This is a genomic window from Sulfuricurvum sp., assembly GCF_028688295.1.
Taxonomy (GTDB): domain Bacteria; phylum Campylobacterota; class Campylobacteria; order Campylobacterales; family Sulfurimonadaceae; genus Sulfuricurvum.
Genome location: NZ_JAQTYM010000041.1, coordinates 1 through 19,952, shown reverse-complemented (window position 1 = coordinate 19,952; position 19,952 = coordinate 1). Strand labels below are relative to the sequence as shown.

General features: G+C 37.5%; 24 protein-coding genes. 16 read left to right on the top strand and 8 right to left on the bottom strand.

All coding sequences use genetic code 11. From position 1 onward, the window contains the following. Positions 1-328 precede the first annotated feature (328 nt). The 3 genes from PHR02_RS09085 to PHR02_RS09075 all read right to left on the bottom strand — a co-directional run bounded on the left by PHR02_RS09085 (position 329) and on the right by PHR02_RS09075 (position 2,409). On the bottom strand, positions 329-538 hold the full coding sequence (locus PHR02_RS09085) for a hypothetical protein (protein WP_299991325.1): 210 nt from the start codon (positions 536-538) through the stop codon (positions 329-331). 220 nt (positions 539-758) lie between these two features. Next, the gene (locus PHR02_RS09080; RefSeq protein ID WP_299991323.1) at positions 759-1,607 is read right to left on the bottom strand and encodes a ParB/RepB/Spo0J family partition protein; all 849 of its coding nucleotides are present in this window, start codon (positions 1,605-1,607) and stop codon (positions 759-761) included. Then, the gene (locus tag PHR02_RS09075; RefSeq protein WP_299991321.1) at positions 1,594-2,409 is read right to left on the bottom strand and encodes a ParA family protein; all 816 of its coding nucleotides are present in this window, start codon (positions 2,407-2,409) and stop codon (positions 1,594-1,596) included. The genes PHR02_RS09080 and PHR02_RS09075 overlap by 14 nt, the downstream gene beginning before the upstream one ends. A gap of 165 nt (positions 2,410-2,574) precedes the next feature. Here PHR02_RS09075 and PHR02_RS09070 point away from each other — a divergent pair, with 165 nt between their 5' ends. Both PHR02_RS09070 and PHR02_RS09065 read left to right on the top strand, forming a co-directional pair. Next, positions 2,575-3,798, top strand: a complete 1,224-nt coding sequence (locus PHR02_RS09070) for a DnaB-like helicase N-terminal domain-containing protein (RefSeq protein WP_299991319.1) — start codon at positions 2,575-2,577, stop codon at positions 3,796-3,798. Then, positions 3,799-4,680: a hypothetical protein gene (locus tag PHR02_RS09065; RefSeq protein ID WP_299991317.1), complete on the top strand. Its 882-nt coding sequence runs from the start codon at positions 3,799-3,801 to the stop codon at positions 4,678-4,680. It begins immediately after the preceding gene. A 747-nt stretch (positions 4,681-5,427) separates the two neighbouring features. On the opposite strand, the gene PHR02_RS09060 is transcribed toward PHR02_RS09065, so the two are convergent. Beyond that, the gene (locus PHR02_RS09060; protein ID WP_299991316.1) at positions 5,428-5,706 is read right to left on the bottom strand and encodes a DUF4282 domain-containing protein; all 279 of its coding nucleotides are present in this window, start codon (positions 5,704-5,706) and stop codon (positions 5,428-5,430) included. Beyond that, the gene (locus PHR02_RS09055) at positions 5,703-5,942 is read right to left on the bottom strand and encodes an XRE family transcriptional regulator (protein WP_299991314.1); all 240 of its coding nucleotides are present in this window, start codon (positions 5,940-5,942) and stop codon (positions 5,703-5,705) included. The genes PHR02_RS09060 and PHR02_RS09055 overlap by 4 nt, the downstream gene beginning before the upstream one ends. A gap of 306 nt (positions 5,943-6,248) precedes the next feature. On the opposite strand from PHR02_RS09055, the gene PHR02_RS09050 reads away from it, so the two are divergent. From PHR02_RS09050 to PHR02_RS09010, 9 genes are read left to right on the top strand one after another with little or no spacing between them, the layout of a single operon-like run. Beyond that, positions 6,249-6,653 (top strand): hypothetical protein, encoded by a 405-nt coding sequence (locus tag PHR02_RS09050; RefSeq protein ID WP_299991312.1) that lies wholly within the window; start codon positions 6,249-6,251, stop codon positions 6,651-6,653. A 1-nt stretch (position 6,654) separates the two neighbouring features. Continuing rightward, complete coding sequence (locus PHR02_RS09045) at positions 6,655-7,131, top strand: hypothetical protein (RefSeq protein ID WP_299991309.1); 477 nt, start codon at positions 6,655-6,657, stop codon at positions 7,129-7,131. After that, positions 7,112-7,441 (top strand): hypothetical protein, encoded by a 330-nt coding sequence (locus tag PHR02_RS09040; RefSeq protein ID WP_299991306.1) that lies wholly within the window; start codon positions 7,112-7,114, stop codon positions 7,439-7,441. The genes PHR02_RS09045 and PHR02_RS09040 overlap by 20 nt, the downstream gene beginning before the upstream one ends. Continuing rightward, positions 7,431-8,138 carry a hypothetical protein gene (locus PHR02_RS09035; protein ID WP_299991304.1) on the top strand — a complete coding sequence of 236 codons (708 nt, stop codon included), beginning with the start codon at positions 7,431-7,433 and terminating at the stop codon, positions 8,136-8,138. Before PHR02_RS09040 ends, PHR02_RS09035 begins: the two co-directional genes overlap by 11 nt. Before the next feature lie 10 nt (positions 8,139-8,148). Beyond that, positions 8,149-8,772, top strand: coding sequence for a hypothetical protein (locus tag PHR02_RS09030; RefSeq protein WP_299991301.1), 624 nt, complete (start codon positions 8,149-8,151; stop codon positions 8,770-8,772). Beyond that, a complete protein-coding gene (locus PHR02_RS09025; RefSeq protein WP_299991297.1) occupies positions 8,753-9,115 on the top strand; it encodes a hypothetical protein in 363 nt (120 codons plus the stop codon). Before PHR02_RS09030 ends, PHR02_RS09025 begins: the two co-directional genes overlap by 20 nt. Then, the gene (locus PHR02_RS09020; RefSeq protein ID WP_299991294.1) at positions 9,087-9,332 is read left to right on the top strand and encodes a WGR domain-containing protein; all 246 of its coding nucleotides are present in this window, start codon (positions 9,087-9,089) and stop codon (positions 9,330-9,332) included. The genes PHR02_RS09025 and PHR02_RS09020 overlap by 29 nt, the downstream gene beginning before the upstream one ends. After that, complete coding sequence (locus PHR02_RS09015; RefSeq protein WP_299991291.1) at positions 9,311-9,496, top strand: hypothetical protein; 186 nt, start codon at positions 9,311-9,313, stop codon at positions 9,494-9,496. The genes PHR02_RS09020 and PHR02_RS09015 overlap by 22 nt, the downstream gene beginning before the upstream one ends. A 50-nt stretch (positions 9,497-9,546) precedes the next feature. Beyond that, complete coding sequence (locus PHR02_RS09010) at positions 9,547-9,960, top strand: hypothetical protein (protein ID WP_299991288.1); 414 nt, start codon at positions 9,547-9,549, stop codon at positions 9,958-9,960. Between the two features lie 16 nt (positions 9,961-9,976). On the opposite strand, the gene PHR02_RS09005 is transcribed toward PHR02_RS09010, so the two are convergent. Beyond that, positions 9,977-11,290: a type II toxin-antitoxin system HipA family toxin gene (locus PHR02_RS09005; RefSeq protein WP_299991285.1), complete on the bottom strand. Its 1,314-nt coding sequence runs from the start codon at positions 11,288-11,290 to the stop codon at positions 9,977-9,979. Then, complete coding sequence (locus PHR02_RS09000) at positions 11,290-11,625, bottom strand: transcriptional regulator, XRE family protein (RefSeq protein WP_299991282.1); 336 nt, start codon at positions 11,623-11,625, stop codon at positions 11,290-11,292. The genes PHR02_RS09005 and PHR02_RS09000 overlap by 1 nt, the downstream gene beginning before the upstream one ends. A gap of 164 nt (positions 11,626-11,789) precedes the next feature. On the opposite strand from PHR02_RS09000, the gene PHR02_RS08995 reads away from it, so the two are divergent. The 5 genes from PHR02_RS08995 to PHR02_RS08975 all read left to right on the top strand — a co-directional run bounded on the left by PHR02_RS08995 (position 11,790) and on the right by PHR02_RS08975 (position 19,417). Then, positions 11,790-12,899: a hypothetical protein gene (locus PHR02_RS08995; protein ID WP_299991279.1), complete on the top strand. Its 1,110-nt coding sequence runs from the start codon at positions 11,790-11,792 to the stop codon at positions 12,897-12,899. Next, positions 12,899-15,400, top strand: a complete 2,502-nt coding sequence (locus PHR02_RS08990; protein ID WP_299991276.1) for a hypothetical protein — start codon at positions 12,899-12,901, stop codon at positions 15,398-15,400. Before PHR02_RS08995 ends, PHR02_RS08990 begins: the two co-directional genes overlap by 1 nt. Continuing rightward, entirely contained in the window at positions 15,397-17,526 is a 2,130-nt protein-coding gene (locus PHR02_RS08985; RefSeq protein WP_299991274.1) for a site-specific integrase, read from the top strand. Before PHR02_RS08990 ends, PHR02_RS08985 begins: the two co-directional genes overlap by 4 nt. Before the next feature lie 130 nt (positions 17,527-17,656). Continuing rightward, complete coding sequence (locus PHR02_RS08980; protein ID WP_299991272.1) at positions 17,657-18,790, top strand: DUF4172 domain-containing protein; 1,134 nt, start codon at positions 17,657-17,659, stop codon at positions 18,788-18,790. Between the two features lie 246 nt (positions 18,791-19,036). Further along, positions 19,037-19,417, top strand: coding sequence for a hypothetical protein (locus PHR02_RS08975; protein ID WP_299991270.1), 381 nt, complete (start codon positions 19,037-19,039; stop codon positions 19,415-19,417). Here the strand turns inward: PHR02_RS08975 and PHR02_RS08970 are convergent. Then, the gene (locus PHR02_RS08970) at positions 19,414-19,734 is read right to left on the bottom strand and encodes a hypothetical protein (RefSeq protein WP_299991268.1); all 321 of its coding nucleotides are present in this window, start codon (positions 19,732-19,734) and stop codon (positions 19,414-19,416) included. The two genes, PHR02_RS08975 and PHR02_RS08970, sit on opposite strands and share 4 nt — an antisense overlap. Positions 19,735-19,952: the final 218 nt, after the last annotated feature.

Sequence of the window (19,952 nt, the reverse complement as noted above, 5' to 3'; positions counted from 1 at the left end):
CCTTGTCGGTCTTTGGTGATTTCGAGAGTACCTTCAATCGTTATTATTTCCATACCGTTTTTAATTTGGAGTTCACCGATAGTGAATCCGTCCGTATCGTTTTCATACGCCATAAAAGGTTGCTGCATGGTCTTCCTCTCTTATGGATGTTTAATTAGCGCAATGATAACACACCTCTAAGGCTCAGAAACGATTTATTGCAACACAGAGTTGTTTATTATTCGTTCATCGCTCTGAGGACGCTAAAAAACGATCACGAGAGGATACATTGGAAGCTTCAAGGGTTGTTTGTGCTCTATAGGTCACCGCTATAGCGATTTTGCAAAGCTCAGCTCTTTGGGGGTTGGTTTGGGACACAGCAATCGTTTATTCCCAAAATAGACCCCGCGATAATGGCTGGGCTGAGACGGTATTTATGGCCGTATTCGATATCGGAGTGTTTTTCCTCTGCTATGGCTTGGGCATCGTCTTCACTGCATCCAGCGAGTTCGCACAGTGTTTCAATCACTTCCTCTCGAAATTCATCGATTGTAGCCATTGCCCCCTCCCCTACTCTATGCATCCAAATGCGAGGTTGGTGATGTGGTATTCTTTGTAAGATTTACTGCGTCTGCCAAACAGCTTTTTGAGTAATCGTATCATGCGTAACGTTCTAGCAAAGGGTGTTCCCTCTCTTCAAGGAGGACATGATCGTAGATAAAGGCGATACTCTCTTTCATAACCGTTGAGACTCTCATGGAAGTTGTAAAACCCCCTCTTTATTCAAATTCTGCAATCATTTTTTTAATAGCATCATTCAACTTCACTAGCTTGGCTTCATTCATGCCAGCGATATTAATATCAATTTTGATTTTATCTTTTGTCTGTTTGGCTTTAAAAATTGGTAAAGCAGCTGTGTCCTTACCTTTACTCAAATATTTTGTTTTTAAAACACTTTCAGCATCATCTCTACCTAAAGACTTTATTTCTTCATAGGCTGATTTAATTTTATCTGGAGCCACTTTATTTAAAATAGACAGAATATAAACGATATTGTAATTATCTTCTTTGACCATTTTTATAATATTTGATGGTAATTTCAAAATACCCATTATTTTTGAAACATGCCCCTTTGACAATCCTATATGTTCTGCTAACTTATTTTGGCTTTCCACAACACCTTCATCAAGTAGATGTTGCATAGAAATTGCAAATTCAATAGGATTTAAATCTACGCGAACAGCATTTTCTGCTATTGCAAAAACAGCCATATCTTGTCTTGAAACATCGTTTTTCAGCATACAAGGTATTTTTTCTTTTCCTAATATTTTAAATGCTTCTGCACGCCTATGTCCTGCCAAAATCGTATATTTGCCATTCTGATTAGATGTAACCAAAATTGGTTGCAAAAGTCCATTTTTTTCGATGGACTGAACCAATTCAGAGAGTTCATTTGAATCCATTTCTATACGAGGTTGAAACGGGTTATGATCCAATTTAGAAATTTCTATATCAGCGTGTGTTTCTGATCCATCAATAGTGATTTGCTTAGGTACCATTTTCACAAGTGGTGCAGATTCCGCTATCGTTTGGGATAGTTCTGCTGTTATTCTATTACGCTTTGCCATTTATCAGCCCTGCTTTCGTTTCAATTTCTTTAATAAGCATTTTCACCTCGGCGGTAGCTTTACTATTTTTATCCAATTCTGCAACACTAAAACCATATCCAATTGAATGCTTGAAATCCGATCGAAACCTTATTACAGTTTCCATCAAATTAAAATATTTTGTCTCTCTAATAAATTCTTCTATGTCATCAAATGATTTAGCTTTTGGATCAATTTTATTTAAAAGGACATTCACTTTTACAGTTTCGCCCTCCCCTTTTAACGCTGAAAGTTCCGCTAAAATATTTTTAAATTTTTGAAGTCCAAATATCTCCATATAATCAGATGACACAGGGGTAATAACATAATCGCTTGCTATGATAGCAAGACGGTTTAAGTCTGCATCGTACCCACCAGAATCTATGACCACTAAAGTCTCATCGTCTATTTCATTTATAAAATCACGAAATTGTTCGCCCTCTCGATCCGTAAAACGTGTTATATAAAGCGGTTGTTGTCCATATTGCATTCTGAGTCTATTTGTCATGGTTACAGATTCTTGATTGTCTAGATCTACAAATACAAAGTCTTTAAATCCATACTTTTTATAGTTCAGTCCGAGTTCTATAGCAACATTCCATGCCAATGTTGATTTTCCTGTACCGCCTTTTTGATGAGCCAATGTGATTATGTTTGACCTCATAAATATATGTCCTTTTTTAAGTGTTTCCCGGGGAAACTCATAAAGTTTTCTAAAAAAATATAGCATCTTAGATTTCTCAAAATGATTATACCAATATTTTTTCATATTTTTAGTAGTCACCTAATATTTCATATGATGTTTCTTTACTTATTAATTTATATTTTCAAAAAGTACGTAATCAATTTATGCTTATTCAACTGTTTCCCCGGGAAACACTGAACATATTTCAATGTAGCAATTTTGGATATAATACAATCAAGTGAATATAGGTAAATAGGGGAAATCATGAATGACGAGTTAGAGATCTACAATATTCCATTTGAAAGATCTATATTGTCTTCTATTATTTTTAATCCTAGTGATTTTACATATATATCGAATCAACTTTCACGTGACCATTTTTATCTTGTTGCCCATCAAAATATTTATACTGCTATGATCAATTTAACTGCAATGGATAAACCTATTGATGAAGAATTTTTGAGATCTGAACTAAATCGAATTGGGCAATTTGATGAAAGAATAATGGTTGAAGTTCTAACTGCCAACCCGATAGCTAACATTACTCCTTATATCCAAGAACTTGCAAAATATAAAGATAGAAGAACTCTTTTGGGATTATCAACACAATTTAAAAAAGCTGCCCAAGCAGAAGATCCAATAAATGCGGCCAAAGAATTAATTGTAGCACTTGAAGAGGGAATGAGTATAGATCGACGATTACCACATCCTACAAATCATGAGGAAATTGAAGAAAAAGAAGTTGAATTCATTCTAAAAGATTGGCTTCCTATTCCTCGAAACACTGTTTCATTAGTTACTGCACCTGGGGGATCTGGAAAAACTTGGACCGTATTACAAATTGCCGCACGTTTTTGTATTCAAAATAAATCATCTAAGGCATTCTTATGGCTTTCAGAAGATCCAAAGTCTCTTTCAAAATCACGTTTAAATAAAATTTTATCAGGAGTACTTGACAATTCTGTGCCAAATCTTAAAATAGATATTGCAGATGACGCAACTCCACATTTACTAAATATCATTGGAAATAAAGTAACAACGGATCCTATTTGGCATGATATGAAAAAAGTTTTTGACCCTTACGATTTAATTATTCTTGATCCACTTATTGCTTTTTTTGGAGGTGATGAAAATAATAATGGACATGCTCGATTTTTCATGCAGCTATTTACTGAATATGCAGGAAAAAACGAGAAAACTATTATCTTTATTCATCATTCAACAAAAGGAACTGCTGGCTCTCGTGGAGCAGGGGCTATAGTTGATGCAGCACGCCTTCATTATGAAGTTGATCGCATAAGAAACAAAGAGAAAGAGATAGATGAATCAAAATTACATATGCGACTTGTTCGTCTAGCAAAAGATAATTATAATGCTGGTGCAATTTTAAAATCAAGCGAAGTTGAACGACAAATTTTCCCTAATCAAGATAACTCAACTACTCTCGGTCGTTCGGAACGATTCAATTCAGTATTTATTGGAGATTAGATGGCAAAAAGAAAAGATTCCCCGAATCAAAGTAAATTTGAGATTGATATTATTTCAAAAATGGAACGATCTAACGTTTCTGTTTCAGAACTTAGAACCGGACTATGGGCACCCATTGAAAAAGTTTCTTCTACAAGTCTTATTTACAAAAATTTTATTAAAAACAAACGCTCTCGTGCAATTAGTACATCGTGGGGTAAAGTTCTTGTTACAGGTAATATTTTAACGCAAGTTCACAGAGATCTACTAGACTGTATTTTTGCATCTGCTAATAATATCGAAGAATTGGAAGGCGGCAGCGTTGCTGTATTTTTTAATGAAACGGATGTTTTAAAACGATACGGAAATACAGCCGGTTCAAACCATACTTGGCTACGGACAAAGATTCGAGAAATCCGTAATACGTCCATAGAAATGGAAGACCACAGTAAAAAATATTATGCATTTCAAATTCTCGAAGATGATGGTGCAATTCCTGAGACAGGAGAATTTAAAATTGTATTCTCTTCGAAATATAGAAATTACATTGAAGGACAATTGACTATCGGTTATATCGATGAGTTAGATAAGTTGTTAACTATTCAAAGCGCATTACTCAGAGCGATTGTCCGTTTCTTTTGGACACACAAGGATGCTTCAAAGATGGAAATAAAAGCTCTGTTAACAACAGTAGGTTACCCTCAAGACAGCGAAAATGCCATAAGAACTGCTCGTCGTGAAATTGAATCCAATATAGACACATTGGAAAAATTTGGTATTTCTGCACTTGAAGAAGAAGTAACTGAATCTGGACGAAAAAAGATCAAGAAAATTTTATATCGAAAACAAGAAGATGCAAAAATCACTTTTTCTGCTCCTCTTCAGTCTTTACTCTCAAAATAGGGGGAGGGGAGGCACAAAAGCCTCACCCCCCTACTATAGATTTCTATATAATCTATAATACTCTATAGAGGAAAAACTCAAAGCCCGTAAAATAGGGAACTTTATCCATTAAATGACCGACACTATCCATTAAATGACCGACATTTATCCCTAAATCCCATTAAATGACCGACACTATCCATTAAATGACCGACACAGCAATAATAAATACTTATGAAAATACAGGTATTTATGAGAATATGATGAATTTGTGTATGTTAAGAAACTGGTTATGAAGTGAAAAAAGTAATTTTGAATCATTAAATGGCATATATTTCTTTTACAGAGAAGAACTTAGTTAATAATAGTTAGGAAATAACGATCAAAGGCTTTTATTCCATTAAATGACCTACATTTTTGAATTGCTGGCATTATTTGACCTACATAAAAAAAGTTAGTACATTATTTGACCTACGCAAAATACCCTAACAAAGGAAAATAGGTAACTTATAGGTCTGCATTTTTTATGTAAATGGCTATAAAAATAGCGTGAAATGACGTAAATATCGAGAATTCACGTAGTATAAACCAATAAATTTCCCCCATTAAATGACCTACATTATTATCAAATACGGCGTTCATATCTCCGGAACGATTTTTAAGAACTCTGAAAAATTGATTACTCAAGTTGATAATGCACTGAGAGCAGGGGAGGGCACAATGGTACCTAGATGGATGAGAGGGTTTTAGTAGACGTAATTTTAAGTCTCAAGAAGCCATATGCTGCAAATACTCAATCATCTTGAAATACCCGATAAGTATCTCAAACATCATACGCCACATGATCTCAAACCCGACAAATAAAATCATGAACCCCAGAACCAGTCGTGAGGTTGTAATGGGAAATGTGCGCATCAGAGCATCGGCTATTTTGATAACCCATGGTCGTTTAATCCAAAGCAGGGCAGGGATCATCAATGCTCCCAGATAATAGAAGGCTATCAGTACCGGAATCGAGATAAATGTGTCAAAGGTTAGAAAGTTCACTTGGATTTTTTATCCATTAAATCGCATACGCCGCTTTTGCTTATTGCCTCTTTGATCTGCTTACAGTGTTGGTTCTCAATATAGAGATGAAGCCAAGATTCAACCCAATAAGGGATCTCTCGTCCCTCGTTACCCCAGTTGCTAATCGTTCCGCCGGTGGTTCCAAGAATTTCGGCAAACTCTTTCTTGGAGAGACCGGCGGTTTTGAGAAGATCGTTAAAAGCGTATTTGTCCATTTTCTCTCTAATACATAGCTGTTTATAAAATTCTATCTAAATCACCTCAAATGTTTACTAAATGACTTAAAAAGTCTTATTTGTGAATTTAATAAGACTATTACTAATCAAACGTTTATTTCATACAAATACTACTACTTCCGACTACCCACTTTGCAAAATGTCATAAATTTACATATAAGTAATAATAAGTGATTTAATATAATCATATAAGTATATAAAGCGTTGACATTGTTTATATATGAGTATATAATGTCTTAAATAATAAACGTACGTTTATTTTAACTCAAATAAAAAGGAGATTTCATGAGCCATGTATGTTTTAGCGATATCGATCTACTCATTGATGAGGGGAGAAAAGAGATCCTCATCAACCCTAAGGGAGAGCGTTTTTATTTTGTCTCATGTGACGAGCAGCATAAAATTTTCCGTGATGCGATACTTCGGTACGACTCCGTAGAAGAGCGATATGAGATTGAAGGAGAGCAGACCCTCTACACTGAGCATAAAGGGATGGGCTTGGATTATGAAAAGCTTTTGTGTCTTCACCCCCAAGAGCTAATCCATAAAAAAAGCTTTTTCGGATTTACCTGGTACAACGTATGTGGCGTGTTGAAACGTGAAATTCGAAGTGTCTATCTGTGTCAGTACAAAGATTATCGTATCCATGAGCGCTCTGCGGTGATCTCTCATACTTACGAGGAGCGATGAGATGCATCCTGAAATGTTGGTTACCAGTACCGGCGAAGTATGGCTGTTGAGCATATTGCTGCTCATAGGAGCTGGATTTATCCTCTATGGAAGAGGGGCTGAGTTTGTTTTTGTCGGTATGGTGGTGATTGTGGGAGTATTTACTATTGCCTACAGTAACCACACACATTACCTAGGGGAGCGTTTTTTGATGGAGCAGTTTCATGAGGGGAGGGCATTGTCATGCGGTTTATGGAGAGGGGAGAGTGTTAGGGTCGATCGCTTAAGCGGGTGGAAATATGAAGAGGGGACCGGATTTGTGAAAGGGGATGTGATCATTAATGATCCTGGAGTGTGTAGGGTGATTGAAAAACCTTTTCCAGAGCCATCAAGCGTTCCGTATTGGATGGTCTTAGTCACTGTTATGGGAGTGTTGATGATTCTGCGGGCGGTGACGCTGGGTGTTGAGGAGGAAAAAGATGACGCAAGAGCTGAGTAATATCGTTTTTCTAAGTCTTTTTTACTGGGGACTTAGCGTCTTGATGCTACGGATTATCATACATGAACGGCGTCAACGACTTTATCTAATCAGTGTCGGGTATTTAGTTTTAAGTGTGGGAGTGGGGCAGGCCATAGCGATGAAATGGCTATTGGCAGCAAGCTTGCTCTTTATGGTGATCTCTATGTCTCTCACACTGTGGATCCTTTTAAAGCAAAGCCGTCAGTGTATACGGGATCTTAAAACGATGCATGAAGAGGAAAAGCATGCAGAACACTCCCAAAAGGAGGAGACACCCCATGGAAAATAATGTCATATATCTCAGTGATGCATCGTATGACCACCTCACCAAAGAGGTGGGAATAGGGGTAAAAAACCTCTATACGAACCAAAGCCATAGTGTTTTTGTCCACGCTATGAATGTACTTGAGGCAGAAGAGTTCGCTCTGATCGAAGCAATAGAGCATGCTATAGCGCACCATCACCGCAACTGCGTCTTTGTCTATGACAACATGGGGATTGACACGAAAAGTATCGGAGCGTTTTTTTCTCAGATGTTTGATCAAATACAGTTTCTGTGGATGAAACGCGATTATTTGAAGCAGGTGGATAAATTGGCGTGCAACGTTCGACTTAAACACGCAAAAAATGCCAACTGGACGAAACAGATTCTCATCCATGCTTCCCAGATTAGCGATGAAGCGTTAGTGAGTGCATTGATGCCGCTCACACGGGGTGAAACCTATGGATACCTATGCGCCATCAGCGGTACGGCTCCGATGATGAAACCTTATCCCAAAAACATCAAAGAGGTGAATGAGAAGATTATTGCCTTATTGCTCTTTGCCGGTAGCCAAAACCTCCATCGCCTGTTATCTGAGCGATTCAGACATATTCAATGCTATAAGCAAAAACTCTACGACGAACTGCTCAGAGCGAGCGGGTTTGATATGAGCTGGTTTGAGGAAGCCGAAAAAAAGACTTTTAAAGCGCCGATTGCGGCATAAAGGGGAAAAGATGAGTCACTTTGATATGGATATGATGGCATTGATGGGACTGATACTCTTAGTGGGTGGAGTGAGCGTAACGTTTCTCAAAGAGATGATCGTACCGATTGTTGGGCTGTTTTTACTTTTAGTTATGGTCTGGGGAGATGATATTTGCAGTCGTCACGATCGGCTGAATTTTTATGGCAATCACGTTGATAGGGGAGGGGAGATCATCTGTAAAGATGATTCTGCTCATCCGCTTCTCATCTCTACAGCAAAAGGGTGGGAGCACAAAGGGGGCTATCTCTTTAAAGGCAATATAGGGGTCGAAATCCTTGAAGATCAATGTGAAATTCTCCATCAGGATGAACCCCATTGCATCAGTGTGTCAACACAGATCGTTATTGGAACGAGTATGCTGATCGGTATCTTTGGTTGGATGGCTTGGATGTTTCGACAACTGAGTGAGAGACTCGCAAAAACCAAAGCCCGTGAAGAGCGCAAAGAAAAAATACGCAAAGGTGCTGAAGAGATGGCGGAACTCTATAAAACCGATCCGGAGCTTAAAGAGTGGAATGAGTTTGTGGGAGATTATTATGAGACAAGTGAAGAGTACATGAAGAAGGCAGATCATGAGCAAAAGAATATCTAAATTACTGATTTATTGGACACTGCTGGTACTGGTACAAATTTATGGCCTGGCCATCTATCAATACGGACAAAGCTACGGATTCGATGAACAGATCAATCCTACAACTATCATTGCCGCGATATTGACCATTATCGGTTTATTGGGTTTAATCGGGCGATATCTCAACAACAAGGATATGAAACGGGGATATTGTGAGAGCGGTATTGCTCAAGAGCAGATCGATGCGTACCAAAAATCCAGAAATGGAGGTCATTTAATGGAAGATGTATCCAAAGCAAGTGACATTAAAGATGCAATTTCGCAGAAGAACGATTATGAAAACGACCATGATACGAAGCGTTAAGGGGAGGGTGCGCTATTACACCCTTGAATTGATCCCCAATCTTTTTGGAGAGTGGATGGTCGTTCGCACATACGGCTCCATCAAAAAACTCAAACCAACCGGTGTGATTCGCGAGATATATGACAATGCAGAAGCCGCAGCCGAGTCAATGCAGTTATTGATAAGTGCCAAACTCAAAAAGGGATACACAAACCGATGCACATTAAACAATGGATGAGTGCTTTGATCTTTTTTATCCCCGCATTGATTGCTGGGGTAGGGGTGCACAGCATAGAAGAATTTGGGGTGGCAATTTTTTTATTTACAATCGCGTTTACGGCCGCTGCCATTATCTTTTATCCCGAATGTGAGTTTTCCAAAAGGGTATTGGATCTTTTTTAGACAGTCTTTCCCAAAACCAATCTTATCAAAACAATTAAGGAGATACGAAAATGAGTAATACTTGGATGGCGCTAAATATCATAGCACTGCTGGGAGCGATAATCTACGTCATCCGCTATAAGCGGACGCCAAAAAAACAGCACAACCACAAAAATGAGGAGCCGTTTTGCATTTACGAGGGTGAAGAGGACCCTCAGATACGCCATGTTCGCAGAGGTAATTTTATAACCTCCCATACAAAGGATACAGATCGCTGCGGCGAATCATACGACGAGCATCAATGGCGTTTTACGATGCCGCATACAGCGGTTGATCTTCTGATCGAAGCCTTTTCGGGGGATGAAAAAAAAGCGTATCAGATTAAACGTGCCATTGAACTCTCAATCGAGCATTATGCGATTGAGATGGCGGATGATGCGGAGTGTGCAAGGATTATTGAGGAACGACTTGTCAATAACCCATAAAATCGAAGATAAAGAACTATAAGCTATTAACTCTGAGTGATCCGGCAACCTGCTTGGAAAGTTCACTCGGCACTTCATACTCTTTAGCTAACTGTGTAAAACGACTAAAAGCCTCCAGAGAGGTATCAATCATTTCATTAGCATGTTTTGCGCTTATGCTGCACTTCGATGCAAAAGCCAAAAGATCGTTTCGCTCAAATTGATCTCGTTTACCCGAAAGTGAAATTTGATGCTGTGCGGTCCACTTTCCAAGCGGGTCATACGCATAGGTCATATCAAACGCAGGTGAGAGTGACCATACGCCCCGACGATCCATCATAAAGCCGAAATTTTTGGCATGATCGTCTTGATTACGTCCGATGATGTTAAAGATGGCGCGACGAAACAGCTCGTTGAGTTCATTCTGACCCAAGCCCAGTTCTCGACAGGTCATGACCAACTGCTCGTACGAGTAGACACCCACATGATCTCGATCGAAATGTCGCAAGCCTGCCCAGGAAGCATAGTGCTTTTTGCGTACCTTGCCATCAACAATCTCACGATCAAACCGCTCGATCATAAAATGAAAATCATCACTATCGGTGATGTAGGTTGTTGAGGGAATATCGATTCCACATTCTTTGGCTATAACGGAATAGATGTATTCGATTCGAGTCATCCCTTTAGGATCTTTGCGATCTTTATCGCTGTTATCATCCGAATCAAACTTCAAAAGCCAATAGCGTTTATCCTCACCTGCATCCAAGGTACCGTCATAAAATCTCCCTTGTGCGTCTTGAGCTACTAATGCTTTAGATCTTGCCCCTCCGGCGCTCGATCCTACACGGATAAGAGCTAACATCTCTTCATGCGATGCGGTGGATAATTTATGATTAAAATCGCTCTTTTCGCGCAACACCATATTTGCTAGTTCATTAAGATGATGAATGTTGAGGCTTCCTCCATTCATAGCCATGTCATCGTTGCTAGAGGGCTCATATTCGAACGCACCCATGCTTCGTTTGCCGATGTACGCCAAACGATCAAGTGCGGTGATATCGGATGGGGATAACCCATTGTCGGCAAAGAAACGATCGATTAACTTGTTACCGAATTTGTCAGGAAGCGAATCGGCAAATATTCCGGGCAGTCCATGAAAGGTTCGCTGACTGATTGATGGGTATGAGTGTATCATAGGAGGATATTTCATCTCCAAGGGTGAGAGTTGAATCTCTGAGGTTGCAAAATCAGGTGCGTATTCAAACGTCGCTATTTCATTTTGTCCAGGAGCATAACCCAAATAGCCAATGGTCTTTCCCCAAAGTGTTACAGTAATAATCGGTGTAGCCATTATTCATCTCCCCAAGCAAAATTGGAGGGTTTGGATTTCTTTTTAGTGATCCGCTTTTTGAGCGGTTTTTCGATTTGTTGTGCAGGGCTAAATGTTTGGGTTGATTCCAAAAGTGCATTCAGTGCATCGAGTTCACCCAACCCTCTGAGAATTCGGATAAAACTGGTTAGAGATATCGTCCCCTTGTTAGCACGGAAGCGTTTGAGAGTAGCGAGGTTGGTACCGCTTTTTACAACCAGTTCGGCATCGCTGAGTTCTTTTTCACGACGTCTTCGATCGACGCGATGTGCCAGTTCTTTGAGTATCTCTTCATCGCTTAACAGTGAAAAACGCATCAAATCCCTCCCAAAATTGTATATAAAAGTAATTATAGCACTAAAAAGAGCTTTTATAATAAATAAATAGAAATAAAGTATCTAAATAGATTTAAAACATGTGTGGTTTATACTAAAAATAGTATTATATAAAGTAGTAGAGGAATATCAATTTGAGGATTAGGGTGATCTGTATTTTAGTGGGCTTGTTTTTGATGGTACTTATTACAAAATGCAGTAAAATACAATCTTTATACGAAAATAAGATAGCTAAAGTAAAATATGTATTTTTAAAAAGTATATATTTTATTTCTGAATATGGATTAAGCTTGAAGGTAGTCACCGGAACGGAAAAATTATCAACCGTCATCGAAGGAATTCAAAAAACTTTTTCATTGAATTTTATATATTCACAAAACAAAGAATTTAAATTTGTTGATAACATTAGTCCTGAATTTATAACTATTTTAATCAGTAAGCCAATCATTTTTTATGCCAAAAAAGGCAGTTTAAATGGATCACACCATTCTGCTGAATTTATAAATTATTCTACATATATATACTATTCGGAGAATCTAGAGACACTCAGATATTTAAAATCTCTTAGTGAAGATGTTCAAAAAAAAATCGAGATAAAATGGGTAATCATTGACGTAGATGATGATGTCCGAATAAGTTCTTGGTTAGATAGATTGATTTTTCTTGATTTTTGGCAGGAAGAACGAGAAAAAAAAATTACGTCTGGAAATATAGACTATCAAGGAATAGAAGCTGTATTGAAAGATTTAAGTCCCAAGAAATATGGGCAGCTCTTTATGAAAAAATTTATCAAATATGTTACCTATCCCTTATTGCGAATCAAGCCTCCGCAGTTTGAATATGTTTATCCAAAACTTCAATATATTAAAAAGCCTTCAGACATATTAGTGACAGATGACATGAATAATAATGTGTATCGCTATGAATGCTGCATTTGTGGTAAAAAACATTTTGTGGTGATGACTAATTCCAAAAATAAAAAGAAACCAAGCAGTAAAAATATGATTGCGTTTGACGTTGGAAAAAATTGTATTGAATTCAAATGCAATCATGAAGACACAGAATTTAAAGGGAATAGAAGGCCATACTTTAAACCTGATAAAGTTGGAGGCTTCTTTTTAAAAGAAAGTAAAGACTATGACAAGGCATTTTTATACTTATTTGAGCGCTATCAAAAAGCGGATGAGAATATAAATTTTATGCACGAAAATGGCACATTGATATCAAGACCAATCAGTCAATATCTTGAGTCTTAATGCAAAAGAATATCCCAATAGAGATTAGCAAATATTTTGATTATCAAAAAGATGAGCTGCTCGGCAATTTGATATATGCAGCAATTTTTGTATTCCGATCGGCTATTGACAAACATGAGAATCTGATCAATGAAGTATTGAAACTATCCGGTATCGACAGACCCGCCCCTTTATTTATGCGATTATTGGAAGAAATATATTTTGACATAGTTAAACAGCAAAATAAGGGCGTTTTACAGCAGACCATGAAGCATGCTCCAAATGTAATACAACACAGTCCATTGACATGGGCTTATTATGCTTTATATTGGTATTGGCCACAAAATGCTTCATTTGAAGAGATGAAATATAAGATGCCGGAAAATCTGGCAAAAATATTGTTTCAGTTTCATTTCGATCAATTGACATACAGACAAAAGGAATCAGTAGAATCTGCTGATAAAAGGGACGATAAATTTTATCATGACGTTGCCCGTGGCGTTACACGGGGAGTTGAATTGTTATCGGGGATATATATTAAAAAAGAGACATTGATCAACAAAGACGATAAAGAATACCTTGAAGAGGTCTATTTTAATAAAAATGATAACGATTGGCTTTTTAATTTTTATAATGTTCTTGAAAATGATCTGATTGAGGCCAATTCCTTTAGAATCCAAGATGGAGGCACATCTTCATTTTACATCAGCTATGACAGCATTTCCCATAACATTGGCGAATGGCACTTTAGAACGAGCCGAAAAACACAAGCCGGAAAAACGAGGCAGAAAGGGGTTAATAATAACCTTCGCCATTATATGTCGAGTTACCGTGAAAATCACGAAAAAATGCGCGGACTAATCTACAAAGACAAACCTTCTCAAGGATATGGCGGAAAGAGATCCAAAAAAATATCACAATATACTGTTGTAGAACCATTTAACAGATCTTTATCGATAAATCTAAGTATTCCGGTTGAACCTTCAACGCGTGAAGAAGCCATAGAACAAAAAAACAATGAAACCAAACGAACAAGAGCTTATCCTGACCCTATATTAGGAGAGCGGGATACGATCCCTAACGCTGCACAGCAGCGCAACAGAAATAAAGCATTTTCTGCGAAGATTACCAAGCGCTCACTATTGCTAAAGAGTGACTACGAAGTGCCTCCAAAAAAGCATTTGAAAGAGTTTATCAAACATGTTTTTGGCAATAAAATGGATGACGCATTTAACAGGGAAGATTTTTTCAGGTCCGTATTTTTGACTTCCCTTATTACTGGTTATGATTATCATAGAACGGTGACAGGTGTTTTTTTGCAAAACAACAATATCGCTAAATATGATCATAAAACGAACGAAATCGAAGTCATGATCGATCCTAAGCTCTTTTCGAAAGAAACAGATTCAAAATTATTAGTTAATGGGAAAAAGCAAATTTTCTATAGGCTTCCGCATCTGTATCGTATGTTTTGGTCAAGACAAAAAAGTCAGATACTTGCTTTAGATGAAGAAGAAATTACACAACTGACAAGTCAGAAATGGGCAAATGAATATATCGGTTTTATGGTATCGCTTCAAAAGACATTCCCTAAAAAAATAAAAATCAATTTCAAACATATCTGGAGAATCATTGCGACATATAGACGAGAACAATCCATTGAAGATATGAGTGTATTGTTTTGCGTAGGAAAATATCAAAGCTGCGATGAATCAAGATTGGCCTATGCATCCACGCTCAAAAGATCAGAAACATTTTCAGAGATGATGGAGAAAATGTACATCGATTTGGACTTGCATGAAAGTGTCTGCAAATTACTAGGTATTTCACCAGAATTGTTCAGACCGGCACTCTCAATAACCGTAAAGCCAGAATATGCGGGTACCAGCAGGGTTCTTGAGATTCAAAAATCCATTCAGTTTTTTAACGATATGAATAGGCTTATACGATTGCAAATAAGTCCTGTAGCCGAATTTAATATATATTCGATTGCACTACGTTTTGCACTATCGATCACTTTAGGAACGAGAACGTTTTCCAAATCTGATTCATTTGAATTTATGTCCATGCATACCATCAGGATCAGTGAAAAAGCCGAAACAATCTCTACGGGCACACGTATTATTCCCGTATGTGATATTGCTGAAAACTTGATCGAGCGTTATCGTAAAATAGCACAAGACCTCGGATTTGAAGTGACACAAGTGATGTTTATCGTTGATGAGAAACTTGAACCATACAGCGAAAAAAAAGCACTTCATTTTTTGGACAGTTATGGAGCTCCTGAACATCTTCAGAAGTTTATTACTCATGTACCTTTAAATACTGGCAGACACATAATCACCAAGTATGCGATCGAGCATAATTTCAATAGTTTCTATCTAGAAGCTCTTCTTGGACACTATATAAGCGGTGGAGAACAAGAAGGGATATTTTCAACCATGAATCTGCGTGAATATATCAGTGCAACAAGGGAAATGCTGCAACATATCGCTCAAATCTATGGAGTAGACAAGTTATGAATACAACCGATAGTTTTTCCATAGCATATGACACTTTAAGGTCCAAAATAGCCAAACACCCTTCCATTAGCGGGCAATTTAAAAGCTTGTTGCTTATTGCACTAAAGAATGAACAGGAAACTGTCAAAACAGTTTCTGGCCAATTTAAACTTGATATCCAATTTTTAAAAGTATTCATAGATCTCGCCAATCAGCAATTAAAACCAAAGTCAGATGCGGAACACACCACGTATGACAAAATGCTTTATCGTGAATTTAAGCGTCTTAAGAAATTTGAACTGATCCATAAATCATCAGTATCTTATTTGCCCAGAAATCTTGTATTGGTGTCAATCAATCCAAATCATAATGCACTCCTCTCAAAATCCTATTCAAAATTGGACAAAATTGATAAGGCTATCAATGCTTATGAAACTTATTGTAAAATTGAACGCGAAGATTCGAATATTTTGCAGCAGATATATGGTTATTTGCGGCTGTTTCACATTATACCCTTCACATCCTCGGTCTTAAAAAAAATCTGCTGGAAAGATCTTGTATTTACTCCTTCAGGTAAGGTTGTATTGGTGATTTATGAGGAAAGTTTTTTAGCTTCCGGTGTCGATACAAGAGGTCCTAAGCCTTATAAAACTGTTTTGCTGGATGAATTTGTTTCAGGGCTTTTTGAAAAGGTGCGTTTCCGTATTACCAATACTGGTGAAACGGTTTTTAAAAATATTGATAAATATGAAAATAATGTGAACGTTAACAGGGCTAAATCTTCTATTCAGGATATTAGCATCGGTGAACTTCGGCAGCTTACCAAAATCCGCTATATGTATTTAAGCTCACCATTTGCTTTAACTCTTCGTACTGGAACGGTAACACCTGTGCAGTTGTCGTTAGCAGATATTGATGCGATGTTTCCTGGAGCGGTGTCTCAAGAACTGATGAAAGATGAAATCAAGCGAATCCAGTCTGCCTTGGCAAGACCGGCTCCGCTTGATCCGGACGATGAAATGGACTGGCAGGTCATTACGTTTGATATTTACGAACTGGATGACCTTATTGCGCTATTAAGACATAAAGACAATATGCCTCCAAAAGAGCTTATCGAAAATGCTTTGTTTGAACTGCATAAAGCACTAAAATTCAGTGATTCACCGCATTTGGAAATGATTTATGAATATTTGATTTATCTAATTGATTTGACACAGAAAAGACGCATACGCCTTTCTACGGCCAAGAATTATATTTGGTTGTTGAATAAACATTTATTTGGAATGATTGAAAATTTTTATGCGATAAAAGAGCATGAAGTTTTCAGAATTAGCAATCGGCTTGATAATCGAGAATATAAAAGTACATCAGTAAAGAAGATAAAGGCACAGATCAACCGTTTTTTCAAATATTATTCTAAAAAGGGTATCACGATTGATGTAGCTAGTTCTTTTTATCCAAAATCATTGGTATTTAAAAAAGAAATTGATGGCATCATTGACGAGATCGAGGAAAAATACAAATCCTGGAAACAAATTCAAAAAATTGGGAAGCAACACAAACTGTATCTGAACCAATTGAAGGTAATAGTATTACTTGGATTTTATTGTGGGGTCCGTTTGAAGGAAGTGTCAACATTGCTATTAAAAGACATTTATCTTTACGGAAACAGACTGCATTTGGATATCAACAGTAAAGGAATCAAAAAGACAGGATTCAAATTGAAAACAATCAGTTCAAAAAGAAGGATTGATGTTGATATTGAGAATCCACAGCATTTAAAGATTTTTACTGAATTTTTAGAGATGAGATCAAAGCTGGATAAAAAATCGAATTTTCTTTTTCTTGAACTTTCCGAGTATAACGGTTTTTTGAACAAATCGATCAATGTAAGTTGTTTTGAGTACATAAATGAGATAATTCAATCTGTAACAAAACGCTATTGTACTTATCATTCTCTGCGCCACTCATTTGCAACATACCAATGTCAACGTTTTTTCCCAAATGGAAGTTCTTACCCGTATGAACTTTTAGAACTCTCTGATAAGCTAGGGCACCGAACACCTGATACCACAGTTCAATCTTATGTACATGGAGGAGTCTTATTTTTTGAAGCAATTCAGCATAGTACTTTCGTTAGCTGTTAAAGATATAGAGATCAGTTATTGATCAAAAGAAGGGGCGATTACGAACTATAATCATACTAAATATGGTATGATTATCTTAATAATTCAATCCACTTAAATCAAATCGATTGACTAAAAGGCAATAAAGAGTATGAAACGCTGGATATGGGAGCAAGAAGCTTATCCCCATTTTACCTACGATCTAACCCGACTTGAGCAATTGATGCAGCAGGTGTCGTTAGGGCAGGGGTATCTTATTGCCATGACCCAAACAATGGACAGTGACAACATCGCTCAGCGTCAACTCGAAGCACTGATGAGCGAAGCAATCAGTACCTCTGCGATCGAAGGGGAAATTCTTAACCGTGACAGTGTCAAAGCCTCTGTCGCTCGAAAGCTGGGACTGTCCGGTATCGATGCCTCAAAACGGGATGAGAGTACCGATTATCTCATCGAGATTCTCATCGATGCCAATACCAATTATGATCAGCCTTTAACACTGGAGCGATTGTTTGGATGGCATAACGCTCTTTTTCCACGAGGATACAGTGGGTTATCAAAAATCAATGTTGCAACCTTTAGGGGCGAAGAGCCGATGGAGGTCATCGGCGGAGCGGCAGGCAAAGAGAAGACCTACTATGTAGCACCTCCACGATCCATTCTCGAAAATGAGATGGAAAAATATCTGCAATGGTTCAATACCACGCCGCCCAGTTTAATCAAAGCGTGTATAGCCCATCTGTGGTTTGTCATTATCCATCCGTTCGATGATGGTAACGGGAGAATCGGACGTGCGATTACCGATCTGGTTTTATCCAAGATAGAACGATCGAGCATCTCAAGACTTTATTCGATGTCTAGTGCTATCAATAATGACCGTAACGGATACTATCATGCGTTGGAAAAAACGACGGGATATGTGCATAAAGAATCAAACCATTTGGATATCACCCAGTGGTGTGAATGGTTTCTTACGACCTTGCATATCGCACTCATCGATACGAAAAAGAAGCTGAACTACATTGTTCAAAAAACAGCGTTTTGGGATAAATATCGAGAGTATGGTCTTAATCCACGACAAACCAAAGTGCTCAATAAAATTCTCGACATGGGTGCTGAGAATTTTCAAGGCTCATTGAGTAAAAAGAAATACATGACAATCACCGATACAGCATCGACGACGGCATCTAGAGATATTACTCAGCTTCTTGAAATCGGATGTATTCGACAGATCGAGGGGACCAATGGACGCAATGTACGTTATGAGATCGTTATAGAAAAGTAAACAACCCCATTTTTACTTCGATGTATGTGTTAAAGTACCAAGAATGCGAAAGATTACATCTATCAAGCACATCAATATTTTCAGGAAAACATGCTGTTTTTCTGAAAAAATATTTACATCACAATACGAAACCATGCTATTGACTATCCGAATTCACAATTTATGAGTATCTTGCAAAATGCCATTTTTTTAAGTGGGCTAAATAAAGTATTTTACACTTACGGTTTATTCATAAAGGCAGAAAAAATGAATTATGAAATCAAACAAATCGGCTATGTTAATGGCGATAAACATCTGAAGGGCACTGTCGCTAATATGAAAGTGGGTGAACTGCGATATTACCCTCAAGACAACCCAAATCTCTATCGCACGCAGTCACGAGAACTTTCACCAAAAACAGTGACGCGAATTTTTAAATCGATGTTTCCCGATTACGAGATAGAGGTAAATGAAAGTGATCCCTCTACGATAGACCATATTGTAAAACGCGAGTCACGTCACTATATCATCAATAAGGCCTACATCTGTATCAAAGAAGCAACTCCGGAACATGATGGAACGGTGATCAATCTGCATAACGGGTATGTATTAGTCTTCAAAGAAAATTACATCTCATCGGTTTGTTAAAGTGCTTCAATCTTCTTGATTATTTTTTCCCGATGTTCGGCAAACAACTTTTCGATTGATGAGGTAACTACTTCTTCTTTCGATCCGTATTCCCCAAACCCGATCATGGTATGGATACGCTCTTTAGAGGTTTGATCCAATTCTATGAACTCTTTATCGAACAAGCGTTTGATTTCGAGCAAACTTTCAATCGCCGCACCCATTCTTTCCCGTTCATTGATCGATTTCTCTAAATCAAGTGAATTGGCGATTTTTGACAATTCTTCGAGACTATTGCTCTCTAAAACGACTCTACGATCTATTTTTTCATTACTCATGAGATAAATTCCTTTTAGTATTACTTTACTGCTTTATAGTAGAAGTATAATAGCTATAAATATGGTTATAGTCAATATTAATGACATAATTCAAACTATAAATTTATATATAACATAGATAATACACTTTAGCCATATGGAGCGATTGCTTGCAATGTTGATGCACAATATGGCTTCGTTTTGGTATTAATACTAAGATAATACAATATTATCTTGTA

Coding starts and splice junctions, on each gene's coding strand:
- PHR02_RS09085 (WP_299991325.1), bottom strand. CDS start 538: ATGGCTACAATCGATGAATTTCGAGAGGAAGTGATTGAAACACTGTGC.
- PHR02_RS09080 (WP_299991323.1), bottom strand. CDS start 1,607: ATGGCAAAGCGTAATAGAATAACAGCAGAACTATCCCAAACGATAGCG.
- PHR02_RS09070 (WP_299991319.1), top strand. CDS start 2,575: ATGAATGACGAGTTAGAGATCTACAATATTCCATTTGAAAGATCTATA.
- PHR02_RS09065 (WP_299991317.1), top strand. CDS start 3,799: ATGGCAAAAAGAAAAGATTCCCCGAATCAAAGTAAATTTGAGATTGAT.
- PHR02_RS09055 (WP_299991314.1), bottom strand. CDS start 5,942: ATGGACAAATACGCTTTTAACGATCTTCTCAAAACCGCCGGTCTCTCC.
- PHR02_RS09050 (WP_299991312.1), top strand. CDS start 6,249: ATGAGCCATGTATGTTTTAGCGATATCGATCTACTCATTGATGAGGGG.
- PHR02_RS09045 (WP_299991309.1), top strand. CDS start 6,655: ATGCATCCTGAAATGTTGGTTACCAGTACCGGCGAAGTATGGCTGTTG.
- PHR02_RS09040 (WP_299991306.1), top strand. CDS start 7,112: ATGACGCAAGAGCTGAGTAATATCGTTTTTCTAAGTCTTTTTTACTGG.
- PHR02_RS09035 (WP_299991304.1), top strand. CDS start 7,431: ATGGAAAATAATGTCATATATCTCAGTGATGCATCGTATGACCACCTC.
- PHR02_RS09030 (WP_299991301.1), top strand. CDS start 8,149: ATGAGTCACTTTGATATGGATATGATGGCATTGATGGGACTGATACTC.
- PHR02_RS09025 (WP_299991297.1), top strand. CDS start 8,753: ATGAGCAAAAGAATATCTAAATTACTGATTTATTGGACACTGCTGGTA.
- PHR02_RS09020 (WP_299991294.1), top strand. CDS start 9,087: ATGAAAACGACCATGATACGAAGCGTTAAGGGGAGGGTGCGCTATTAC.
- PHR02_RS09015 (WP_299991291.1), top strand. CDS start 9,311: ATGCACATTAAACAATGGATGAGTGCTTTGATCTTTTTTATCCCCGCA.
- PHR02_RS09010 (WP_299991288.1), top strand. CDS start 9,547: ATGAGTAATACTTGGATGGCGCTAAATATCATAGCACTGCTGGGAGCG.
- PHR02_RS09005 (WP_299991285.1), bottom strand. CDS start 11,290: ATGGCTACACCGATTATTACTGTAACACTTTGGGGAAAGACCATTGGC.
- PHR02_RS09000 (WP_299991282.1), bottom strand. CDS start 11,625: ATGCGTTTTTCACTGTTAAGCGATGAAGAGATACTCAAAGAACTGGCA.
- PHR02_RS08990 (WP_299991276.1), top strand. CDS start 12,899: ATGCAAAAGAATATCCCAATAGAGATTAGCAAATATTTTGATTATCAA.
- PHR02_RS08985 (WP_299991274.1), top strand. CDS start 15,397: ATGAATACAACCGATAGTTTTTCCATAGCATATGACACTTTAAGGTCC.
- PHR02_RS08980 (WP_299991272.1), top strand. CDS start 17,657: ATGAAACGCTGGATATGGGAGCAAGAAGCTTATCCCCATTTTACCTAC.
- PHR02_RS08975 (WP_299991270.1), top strand. CDS start 19,037: ATGAATTATGAAATCAAACAAATCGGCTATGTTAATGGCGATAAACAT.
- PHR02_RS08970 (WP_299991268.1), bottom strand. CDS start 19,734: ATGAGTAATGAAAAAATAGATCGTAGAGTCGTTTTAGAGAGCAATAGT.